The organism is Paenibacillus sp. Dod16, assembly GCF_049893405.1.
Classification (GTDB): Bacteria; Bacillota; Bacilli; order Paenibacillales; family Paenibacillaceae; genus Paenibacillus_AQ.
Genome location: NZ_JBNDYG010000010.1, coordinates 135851 through 146827 on the forward strand (window position 1 = coordinate 135851; position 10977 = coordinate 146827).

Sequence of the window (10977 nt, forward strand, 5' to 3'; positions counted from 1 at the left end):
CTGAAGGGAGGATACACACTTGAGTCTGTTTGATTACAAGTTAACGGAGATACATAATAAGCTGCAGAATAAGGAGCTTTCCGTAACCGATCTGGTTGACCAAGCTTTTACCCGTATTTCCGAACGTGAGGATCGGGTGAAGGCATTTATTACTTTGGACGAAGAAGGCGCTCGTTCATCCGCCAAGGCTTTGGATGAGAGGCTGGCTTCAGAGGGAACGCGCGGACTGTTGTTCGGGCTTCCTGTCGGAATCAAGGATAATATCGTGACAGAAGGACTTCGCACCACATGCGCAAGTCAGTTTTTGTCCAACTTCACGCCGGTTTATGATGCAACGGTTGTCGGTAAATTGCGTGCAGCGGATACGGTGACAATCGGCAAGCTGAACATGGACGAGTTTGCAATGGGAGGCTCCAATGAGAATTCCAGCTTCTATCCCGTGCGCAACCCATGGGATTTAGAGCGGGTACCCGGCGGATCAAGCGGAGGCTCGGCTGCGGCCGTAGCTGCAGGTGAAGCTTACTTTGCTCTGGGGTCGGATACAGGCGGCTCCATCAGGCAGCCTGCCTCTTATTGCGGTGTCGTGGGACTGAAGCCAACCTATGGCCTCGTATCCCGTTTCGGCCTTGTTGCCTTTGCATCATCGCTGGATCAGATCGGACCTTTGACGAAAAATGTGGAAGATTCTGCTTATGTCCTGCAAGCCATTGCCGGTTACGATCCGATGGATTCGACATCTGCCAAAGTGGACGTGCCCGACTATCTGAGCGCATTATCCGGAGACGTTACCGGTCTTCGCATTGCTGTGCCTAAGGAATACCTGGGCGAGGGCGTTGATGCTGAAGTGAAGGAAACCGTCCTGAACGCACTGAAGGTGCTCGAAGCGCTGGGCGCTACCTGGGATGAAGTTTCCCTCCCGCATACCGACTATGCGGTAGCAACATATTATTTGCTCGCTTCTTCGGAAGCCTCGTCGAACCTGGCCCGCTTTGACGGCGTGCGCTATGGTGTTCGTTCCGACAATGCAGGCAGCCTGATCGACCTGTATCATGAGTCCCGCAGCCAAGGCTTCGGCGATGAGGTGAAACGCCGCATCATGCTGGGTACCTATGCGCTTAGCTCGGGTTATTACGACGCCTATTATTTGAAGGCACAGAAAGCCCGTACACTTATCAAGCAGGACTTCGATAAAGTATTCGAGCAATATGATGTCATCATCGGACCTACAGCTCCGACTACGGCTTTCAAGCTCGGAGCTCAGGTCGACGATCCGCTGACGATGTATTTGAATGATATCCTGACGATTCCTGTCAGCTTGGCAGGTGTGCCGGCAGTCAGTATTCCTTGCGGATTCGCGGACGGACTGCCTGTAGGTATGCAAATTATCGGCAAAGCCTTTGATGAGTCGACCGTACTGCGCGTCGCGCATGCCTATGAGCAAAATACTGAACACCACAAACGGCGGCCTGAACTGTAAACCGGCGGCAGAGAAGGAGGGAAACAATCGATGTCTACATCAAAATATGAAACGGTTATCGGATTGGAAGTGCACGTAGAGCTGCATACGAATTCCAAAATATTTTGCGGCTGCTCCACTGCGTTTGGAGCCCCGCCGAACACACATACATGTCCCATCTGTCTTGGCCATCCCGGCGTGCTGCCTGTATTAAACCGCCAGGCTGTGGAATATGCCATGAAGGCTGCGATGGCGCTGAACTGCACCATCGGCGATGTCAGCAAATTTGACCGCAAGAACTACTTCTACCCGGATTCCCCAAAAGCATACCAGATTTCCCAGTACGATCAGCCGATCGGTGAGAACGGCTGGATCGATATTGAGGTGGACGGAAAGACGAAGCGAATCGGGATTACCCGGCTTCATCTGGAGGAGGATGCCGGTAAACTCACGCACGTGGATGGCGGTTATGCCTCGCTGGTTGACTTTAACCGCGTAGGAACGCCGCTGGTTGAGATCGTGTCTGAGCCTGAGATCTCAACGCCCGAGGAAGCCAAAGCCTATCTGGAGAAAATGCGTGCGATTATGCAATACTGCGACGTATCGGACGTGAAGATGGAAGAGGGGTCGCTTCGCTGCGACGCTAACATCAGTCTTCGTCCATGGGGACAGAAGGAACTCGGCACGAAGGCCGAGCTGAAGAATATGAACTCCTTCCGCGGCGTACAGCGCGGCTTGGAATATGAGCAGTACCGGCAAACGGAAATTCTCGATGAGGGCGGCGTGATCGTACAGGAAACCCGCCGCTGGGACGAAGCGCAGGCAAAAACCTTCTCCATGCGCGGGAAGGAGCAGGCGCACGACTACCGTTATTTCCCGGACCCGGATCTGGTATCGGTGCATATTAGCGAAGAGTGGAAAGAGGCCGTTCGTGCGACGATTCCGGAGCTTCCGGATGCCCGTAAGGCACGTTATGCATCGGAGTATGGATTGCCGGATTATGATGCCGCAGTCATCACGTCGTCCAAGCTGCTCGCCGACTTCTTCGAGGACAGCTTGAACTATACGAAGGATGCTAAATCCGTATCGAACTGGATCATGGGAGATTTGCTGGGTTATTTGAATTCGAACAATCTGGAGCTGTCTGAAGTGAAGATCACAGGCCAAGGCCTGGGCGAGATGATCGGATTGATCGAGAAGGGAACCATCAGCAGCAAAATCGCCAAAACCGTCTTCAAAGAGATGCTGGAGAGCGGCAAGCTGCCTGCGCAAATCGTTGAGGAGAAGGGCCTTGTCCAAATCAGCGATGAAGGTGCGATCAAGAGCATTGTCGAGCAGGTGGTTGCAAACAATCCGCAATCCGTGGAGGACTACAAAGCAGGTAAACAGAAAGCGATCGGCTTCCTGGTGGGTCAAGTGATGAAAGAGAGCAAGGGAAAAGCCAATCCTGCGCTGGCCAACAAACTGCTGGTCGAGGTGCTGAACGGATAATCAACGTGTATCCGTCATGTTCTTCGAATTGTTTTTTAGGTAATGGGAGCTTGCCCCGCATCAGGGGCAAGTTCCTTTTTAAGATATCGGAAAGTATAAACTTCGGAGGGTCTGCTGCCTGATATCTGCAAGAAAAACTACCGCTAAACGCGGTCTTTCTTCTTTTGAGAGCACGTCGATAGACGCTTTTCTTATAATAACTTGGTCAGGGGATGAATATATGATAAGAGCATTATCTTTGGAGGATAGGGATACCGTTCAGCAGATATGGAGTCTGCAGCACATGGCGTACCCTTTGGAGGCTGAATTAATCGGATTCTCGGAAATCCCTCCGCTGCAGGATACCTTCGATACGATCCGTTCGAGCGGGGAAACCTTTTTTGGTTATATTAATGAAGAAGGGGATCTTATCGGAGCTATCGCAGTTGAGCCGGAACAGGAGCAGGTCACCATATCACGAATGATGGTCCATCCGGGTCATTTTCGCAAAGGGATCGCGGGGACGTTAATCCGCCACGTGTTGGAATCCTATAAGGAGGCGCCCATGTTCGTGGTCTCAACAGGGACGCGCAATACGCCTGCGGTAACCTTGTATGAGAAATTCGGGTTTGTTAAAAATCACGCTTTTGAGGTTGCTCCGGGTGTGGAATTGACCGAGTTCCATCTTCATATACAATGAATGATAAAGCATAAGCGACTGAAGCAGACGTGAGGGGAGTATCGTTCTTTTGAATAATCCTTGGGTGATAGATAATGTATCCATTTTATTAAGATTGCTGCTGGCTATGCTGCTTGGCGGCTTGATCGGTTTTGAACGGGAACGTTCGAACCATGCTGCAGGACTGCGCACGCATATATTGGTATGTTTGGGTTCTACGCTTATTATGCTGTTATCCATTTACGGTTTCTCCGATTTTGTAGACGAGATTAACGTTCGGATTGATCCGGCGCGCTTGGCAACGGCCGTCATTACAGGGATCGGTTTCTTGGGTGCCGGTACCATTCTGTTTACAGGTAAATCCATTACCGGACTAACCACTGCTGCGTCCATCTGGGTTGTGGGGGCCGTGGGGTTAGCGATTGGGGCCGGCTTTTATTTTGCCTCGATCGTATCGACGGTGCTAATTCTTCTTAATCTGGTTGTCTTCAATAAGCTGGAGCAGCGTTACATCCGCGGCAGCAAACTGCATCTGATTACTGTCCACGCAGCGAATACGCCGAATATTTTGGATGACATATCCGCTGTTCTGGAGGAACAGGAATTCGTGATCAAGAAGCTTATCGTTAACGAACGAAGCGGTGCGGCATACGGGGAGCTGCAGCCTGCGGTATTAGGGCTCGAAATCTCGCTGCAGGTCTTGACCGATCGCAAATTCGAACCGATGGAGATCACCCGGCAGTTGCGGGGAATCGGCCATGTAACGATGGTAACGGCTGAATAGGATAGGAATGAAGCATATCAAACGGCTACTGCTGAACCACCGGCGGTGCCGTTTTTTTGTAGGTTTGCCAGCTTTCTGCGGACGGTCTATCCAGTTTTTTGCCAGTTACTTCAGCTCCTTGTTGGGGTACTATCAAAGAAAAACATCGTAAAACAACGCCTGTCCCAGGATGTTTGCAAGGAGGCGAGAAGGTTATGAATTTAACACCCGAACCACAAACCCAAGTCAGCAAAAAGAAACGGCATCAGGTCCAGGTTAAGCGACACCCGGGGCTGCAGCGTAAAAAGCGGAAATTATATGCACTTCTATTAGCCGCTCTCATTCCGGGTCTGGGTCATTTGTACCTCGGTATGTACCGTAAGGGGATAACATTTATAATGTTGCTGCTGCTGGACATATCGGCGCTTTTATATTTTTCTTCCATTGGAATGCAGATCAATGTACCGCTGCTTGTCGTTCTGGGTCTTCTGATTCCGGTGGGGTATTTTTATAACGTGTATGACGTGCTGCAGGCAGCGGAATATATTATTTCCCGAAAAAGACGCGGTGAGGCAGCGGCTGCTGCTTCCGAGGACGGATCAGGACGGAATCATCCGTTCCGGGGTGAACGGGGAATCGCTTTTGGCCTCATGTTGGTTGTTACCGGGACGCTGCTCATTTTGTTTCACCAGAAGCCGCCTTGGCTGCAGGCAGGAATTCGCGATTATGGTGCGGAAGCCACTGCTATCATGCTGATCGTTATCGGGATATGGGGGGGGATCCGGGAAGCTTTCCGCCACCGAAGAGACAATGGCAAATCCCTGTAACGCATACAGTGGTACGGTGATAACAGATGAGGGGAGGAGACGGATGAAACATAAAATTAGAGTGGGACGATATACAGCCGCCTTGCTGCTTGTATGCACGGGCATATTATTGCTGTTGGACGAGCGGAGAGGCACGGATTATATATTTATGCTCCAGCGCTGGTGGCCGCTGTTGTTTATCCTGCTCGGCGTTGAATATATAGTCAGGTACACGCTGTCGCGTCTCTTGGGCAGACGCAAAGAATTTCGGTTTCGGCCTGACTTGAGGGGGATTCTGCTGGCAGTGGCTGTTACGGCCTCCGTATTCGTCATCTCCCAGCAGGAGCATTTTCTCCATCTCTGGAATCGGGTGAGCCTGAATTTGACGGCAGCGGGAGTGGATTACAGCGAAGCTGAAGGTAACCGGTTCGAGAAGCCGATATTGGAGATTCCCGTTGAGCTTGAAACCGAGAAAATCATCGTCGATCACTTAAACGGGGACATCTCCATCACAAGGCAGGATGTAGACGATATCAAGGTGGAGACGGAAGTATGGGTCGATCAGGAGCAGCCCGGTTTAGCCGAAGCGATCGCCGAGCAGTCGACGATCGAAGTGGGGGAAGGCAAGACGATTACGATTCGGTCCAAGGGGAAGGCCTATGGAGAATCGGGCAAACGGCAGCCCCGTATGAATGTGAACATCGCGGTTCCGGATGATCGACGATTCAATTTTGAGATACGGACGATGAACGGAGCCATAACCTTAAACCGCGTGGAAGCGATTGAGAATATTTTGCTGGAGAGCGGTAACGGACCGATTACGATGGATCGGATTTACGGAAATGTTACGGGCAAGACCTTAAATGGCGATATTACGGCGCGCGGCGTTACCGGTCATATTAAAATGTCCACTAACCGGGGGAATATGCTGGCTGTCGACATTACGGGCGAAACGGATTTGACCACGCAAGTGGGGAATATGACGGTAAAGCGAACGACCGATCATATCCGGGTTCAGACGAGAAACGGCAACATTCTGATCAGCGGGGTAGAGTCGCAATTAAGCGCTGAATCCCTCAATGGTGGAGTGGCTATACGTTCATCCCATATTGGTGGCGATTGGAATGTGTATAGTGCGGTTGGAGAGATGAATCTTCACGTTCCGCTCGAGGGTGATTACAAGCTTGAAGGGACGATTAGCTATGGCAGCATTCTGACGACGCTGCCCAATCTTCTGATTGAACAGAAAACCATTTCCGGCGAATCCGGTACAGGCGAACATTCCATTCATATAGAGGGAAACAGTAATCTGAACATCTACCGAAGCTATCCGGAACAGGAGGAAGGCCGGAACAGCGGGGGGTGGACGCCTCTCCCGGATTGACAACAATCCAAGAAACGCCGTACAATGAAGGCTAAGAACGATATAAGTTTTGTAACACCCAGTTAAAACTTGAAGGCGGTGGGCAACCATGGGAACTTCCGTACAGCATGCGCTGGAACAACTGAAAACGACCGGTGTCCGTATCACGCCGCAACGTCATGCAATTTTAACGTATCTGGTGGAATCTATGGGCCATCCGACAGCGGATGATATTTATCGGGCTCTGGAACCTAATTTTCCTAGTATGAGCGTAGCCACAGTATACAACAATCTAAAAATGTTTATTGAAGCCGGCATGGTGCGAGAGCTGACGTACGGGGACAACTCGAGTCGTTTCGACGCTAACGTATCGGACCATCATCATGTCATATGCCAGAGTTGCGGTAAAATTGAAGATTTCAGCTATCCGTCCCTTGAAGATGTTGGAATACAAGCGGAGAAAAGCACCGGGTTTGAAGTAAAGGGACTACGAATGGAGCTGTATGGGCTCTGCAAGTCCTGCCAATAGACGCCGGTTGTTATAAATAAACGTGCGGAATGAACCATTCCACACGTTTTTATTTTTAAGGGCGCTATTTGGCGTCAAGGAGTTAGTAATGAGCGAGAGTGAAATGGGGGAGTAGTTTGGCAAGAAGAAGATATCGGGGAAAGAAGAGGCGCACGAGAGGGGGCTCTTTCTTTCTGGGGTTGTTGTTGATCGCGGCGGGCGCTTGGTGGGTTGTCACCACATTATTTCCGAACCAGACCTATACCGTGCCGGATTGGCGTGGAATGGACAAGCCGATTTTTGTTCAGGGGGAGCTAAAGGAACAGCCTGCCCGGGGCTCCGGCGAAGAGCTGCTGCTGCCGATAACGGTTATTCAGGAGAGCGTGGATGCCAACATTCGTTATGAGGAAGAAACAGAATCCGTCCTTGTAACGACTTCGGAATCCGTATTACGCATGAAGATGGAGAGCACGAAGGGCGAGCTGAATGGCAAGGCGGTTACCATTCCCTACGCACCTAAGCTGATTGACGGCATTGCCTATGTTCCGATTAAGCCGCTCAAACAGCATTATGGCGTGAGTGTTCACGAGGACTCGGCGACAGGCGCCATTATTCTGATGCGTGCGGGGGATTCGATTCAGCTTGCCGAAGCAGCACCCGGTAATCCTGAAGAAACCGTGGCTCTGCGTGAGAGCGGGGAGAAGAAGTCTCCGATTGTATTGGACATGCCGGCCGGTGAGCGGCTTCGCGTATGGCGTGAAGAAGAGGGGCGGTTATTCGTTCAGGCAGATAACGGGTATACGGGATATGTTCCTAAAGAGCAGGTTAAACTTGGGGACGTAAAGGAAATTCCGATGCTTGCGCAGACTCCTTCGCGGGCAGAGCGGGAATGGAAGGACAAGTCGGTCAATCTGGCATGGGAAGCTGTTTATAACAAAAATCCAAGCACGGATAGCATTGGCGAACTGCCCGGTGTCAATGTGGTCAGTCCAACCTGGTTTAGCATTGTGGATGGTGAAGGCACGGTCAAATCTAAAGCCGTTAAGCAGTATGTAAGCTGGGCCCATAACAGGAACATGGAGGTTTGGGGTCTGATGGACAACGGCTTCGATCCGGATATGACAACCGAGGCGCTGTCTACTTTTGATAGAAGATCGCATATTATCAAGCAGATGCTGGCTTATGCCAAACAATATAAACTCGACGGAATCAATATCGACTTTGAAAATGTTCATACCAAAGATAAGGATCATGTCGTTCAGTTCGTGAGGGAGATGAAGCCGCTGGCCAAAGCCAGAGGGCTTATCGTTTCCATTGATGTTACGCCAAAATCGAACAGCGAGATGTGGTCGCTCTTTCTCGATCGGAAACGACTCGGAGAGACGATTGATTACATGATGGTGATGGCTTATGACGAGCACTGGGCCGCGAGTCCGAAAGCGGGATCCGTATCCTCGCTGCCATGGGCCGAGCAGTCGGTAAGGCGAATCATGGAAGAGGACGCGGTACCGTCATCCAAGCTGGTGTTGGGCGTACCGCTATATACACGGGTCTGGACGGAAACAAGCGAAGCGGGAGAGACGAAGGTGTCCTCCAAAGCGATTGGAATGGAGAAGCTGCAGGCCTTGCTTAAGGAACAGAAGGTGAAAGGTACGCTTGATGCCGGTACAGGACAGAATTATGTTCAATTCACGGAGGGAGGATCCATCAAAAAAATATGGATGGAGGACGGCACTTCTCTGCAATCCCGAGTGAATATGGCCAAAAAGCTGAAGCTTGGCGGCATTGCTTCGTGGAACCGAAGTTTTGCCATTCCGGAAACCTGGCATGTTCTGAAGACGATACATGAATAAAGATTAGTAGGACTTATTTTCATATCATAATAAAGAACCCGGTTATCACGAGGATAACCGGGTTCTTTATGTTTAATCGTCTTACAGGTTGCAAATCCTATTGAGTAGCAGGTTTCTGCAAATCACTTTAGGATCTGGTCTGCTGGGCTTCAAGCTCTTCTGCTGTGATGTTGGCCTGACTTGGATCCAGTGTCAAAATCGTATGGCAGAACATGCAGCGGTCGGTTTTACCCAACATCTTGGTCAATTTATTGCATTCCGGACACTGAATTTGGACCGCACTCGTGGATAGCATACCCGCCCAAAAGTAAATGCCGAGACTCCCCAGCATCATAATCAGGCCAAACACCAATCCGATTCCGGCAAATATTTTGCCTGCTTGGCCGAAGAATACGATTCCGGCTGTACCAAGCACCATAAGGCCCATACCCAACATCGTCAGCAGCAATCCCCAAGTGCGGAAGGCGTTGATTTTTGCGTTCTTAAAGATCATGGCTCGAAAACTCCTGTCATTCAAATAGTTGTTTATGAAATAACGTGAACCGAGAAATGAAATCTTATATATCGTTTATCGCCTTCATAAGATCTTATCTCCTAAAAGAAGGAACTTACATGGACATGTAGAATTACATTATAACTGAAATGGCTGAAATTCGCCAAGGAATGTATGGAGGGAAACGTGGAATTAACCAACTTTTCTTTTTATTATGGAAATACGGTTGATGAGGATGCTGTAGGGGCGATAGCATACCGTAATTCGGACAAAAGGCAGCAAGGATTGCTTGTTTATGATTTTGAGGTCAATATTGTTGTCGTGTATGACGGAACACCTGATGAGCCTCCCATCCAGCATTCTATTGTAGGCGGGGAACGCTGCCAGGTGATAAGCATCGGGCTGGACGATTTGCATCGGGAACTCCTGAGCGGCACACATAAAGTATTGATCAAATGCTTCCTAGAAGGAGATATCATAAAAGACGACCAAGATCGCCTGTCCAATCTGCGCCGTGATTTCCTCAGGTTTGCTGAACCGTTCCGGGAGCAAAAATTGTTTATTGGATTTGCCCACTTCTTACAAAAGTATATGGATGCCAAGATGCTCTTGAAGGAAGAGCGGGGCCTGGATGCTTACCATACTCTATTAGAAGGTCTGCATTATTGGGGGCAGCTTGAACTGATCGAGCGGGGAATTCATCCGGAATCAGCTGTTTGGGAGCAGATTACAGGATTGAACACACCCGTCCGCAAATTATATGAAGAACTTACGGTCAGTACGGAAACGCTCGGCCAGCGAGTGGAGCTGGCCCTGCTGGCCTATGAATTCTCCATGATATCCAAGCTGGAGAGCTCAGCAGCGCTGCTGCTCCGCGTTTTAAGAAGCCGACGGAACCCCTGGACGATACAGGAGCTTATTCTCCACCCTGAGCTGGCACCTGTATGCAAGGAGCTGCCGATCGTGATGCGCAAGCTGGTCTATCAATCGCTTGTGAAGGAAGTTCCGATGTGGAGAGGAGTTCGGTCCTACGGATCAGAAGCCATTCGGTACTACACCGACTAAGGAAGGACGCGAGTCCTTCTTTTTTTGTGCCGAAGTATTGGATTTAACGGTTATAAAGCAGCGTCTCAGGAAACAGTATCTAACGTTAGTGTAGATAATAGGATGTATCGTCATGCGAAAATGTGTAAGAACGTATGTTACAAGAAGTCGAAAAAAAATTTGGCGAATCATGTTGACGAGCCACCTGTTTCTGTGATAAATTATAACTCGCCCCTTCGAAAGGGACTTTGTTAATTCGGTTAAGAAAATGTCGAATTAAAAAGTTTTCAAAAAAAGTTCTTGACGAAACGATGGGCACCATGATATATTATAAAGGTCGCCGCTGAAAATGAGTTTTCGGCGAAAGACAAAGAAGTTGATCTTTGAAAACTGAACAACGAGTGAGTGAAACGAACCACTTTGGTGGGACGTTGAAATAGAGAATTGAACAAATTCTCGTCAGTTAAGAAATGAGCAAGTCAAACATAGGATGGAACACCTCATCACCTTCGGGTATGAGATTCCTTCCGATCCTTATTGGA

At 49.7% G+C, this 10977-nt stretch carries 10 protein-coding genes; 9 read left to right on the forward strand and 1 reads right to left on the reverse strand.

Going from position 1 to position 10977, the window contains the following annotated elements; translation table 11 throughout:
- Window positions 1-19: 19 nt before the first annotated feature.
- The 8 genes from gatA (at window position 20) to ACPV3A_RS10770 (ending at window position 8898) form a co-directional block, all read left to right on the forward strand.
- Window positions 20-1477 (forward strand): Asp-tRNA(Asn)/Glu-tRNA(Gln) amidotransferase subunit GatA, encoded by a 1458-nt coding sequence (gatA, locus tag ACPV3A_RS10735; protein ID WP_071219586.1) that lies wholly within the window; start codon window positions 20-22, stop codon window positions 1475-1477.
- 30 nt (window positions 1478-1507) lie between these two features.
- On the forward strand, window positions 1508-2947 hold the full coding sequence (gene gatB, locus ACPV3A_RS10740; RefSeq protein ID WP_071219585.1) for an Asp-tRNA(Asn)/Glu-tRNA(Gln) amidotransferase subunit GatB: 1440 nt from the start codon (window positions 1508-1510) through the stop codon (window positions 2945-2947).
- Between the two features lie 220 nt (window positions 2948-3167).
- Complete coding sequence (locus tag ACPV3A_RS10745) at window positions 3168-3626, forward strand: GNAT family N-acetyltransferase (RefSeq protein WP_071219584.1); 459 nt, start codon at window positions 3168-3170, stop codon at window positions 3624-3626.
- Window positions 3627-3675: 49 nt separating this feature from the next.
- Window positions 3676-4389, forward strand: a complete 714-nt coding sequence (locus ACPV3A_RS10750) for an MgtC/SapB family protein (RefSeq protein ID WP_071219583.1) — start codon at window positions 3676-3678, stop codon at window positions 4387-4389.
- Between the two features lie 194 nt (window positions 4390-4583).
- Window positions 4584-5195 carry a hypothetical protein gene (locus ACPV3A_RS10755; protein ID WP_426199495.1) on the forward strand — a complete coding sequence of 204 codons (612 nt, stop codon included), beginning with the start codon at window positions 4584-4586 and terminating at the stop codon, window positions 5193-5195.
- Between the two features lie 43 nt (window positions 5196-5238).
- Window positions 5239-6558: a DUF4097 family beta strand repeat-containing protein gene (locus ACPV3A_RS10760; RefSeq protein ID WP_426199497.1), complete on the forward strand. Its 1320-nt coding sequence runs from the start codon at window positions 5239-5241 to the stop codon at window positions 6556-6558.
- A gap of 88 nt (window positions 6559-6646) precedes the next feature.
- Window positions 6647-7066, forward strand: coding sequence for a peroxide-responsive transcriptional repressor PerR (perR, locus tag ACPV3A_RS10765; RefSeq protein ID WP_071219580.1), 420 nt, complete (start codon window positions 6647-6649; stop codon window positions 7064-7066).
- A gap of 116 nt (window positions 7067-7182) precedes the next feature.
- On the forward strand, window positions 7183-8898 hold the full coding sequence (locus ACPV3A_RS10770) for a glycosyl hydrolase family 18 protein (RefSeq protein ID WP_426199499.1): 1716 nt from the start codon (window positions 7183-7185) through the stop codon (window positions 8896-8898).
- Between the two features lie 127 nt (window positions 8899-9025).
- Here ACPV3A_RS10770 and ACPV3A_RS10775 read toward each other — a convergent pair whose 3' ends face one another.
- Window positions 9026-9391 (reverse strand): YgzB family protein, encoded by a 366-nt coding sequence (locus ACPV3A_RS10775; RefSeq protein ID WP_071219578.1) that lies wholly within the window; start codon window positions 9389-9391, stop codon window positions 9026-9028.
- A 186-nt stretch (window positions 9392-9577) separates the two neighbouring features.
- Here ACPV3A_RS10775 and ACPV3A_RS10780 point away from each other — a divergent pair, with 186 nt between their 5' ends.
- Window positions 9578-10456, forward strand: coding sequence for a hypothetical protein (locus ACPV3A_RS10780; protein ID WP_426199501.1), 879 nt, complete (start codon window positions 9578-9580; stop codon window positions 10454-10456).
- The last annotated feature ends 521 nt before the right edge of the window (window positions 10457-10977 follow it).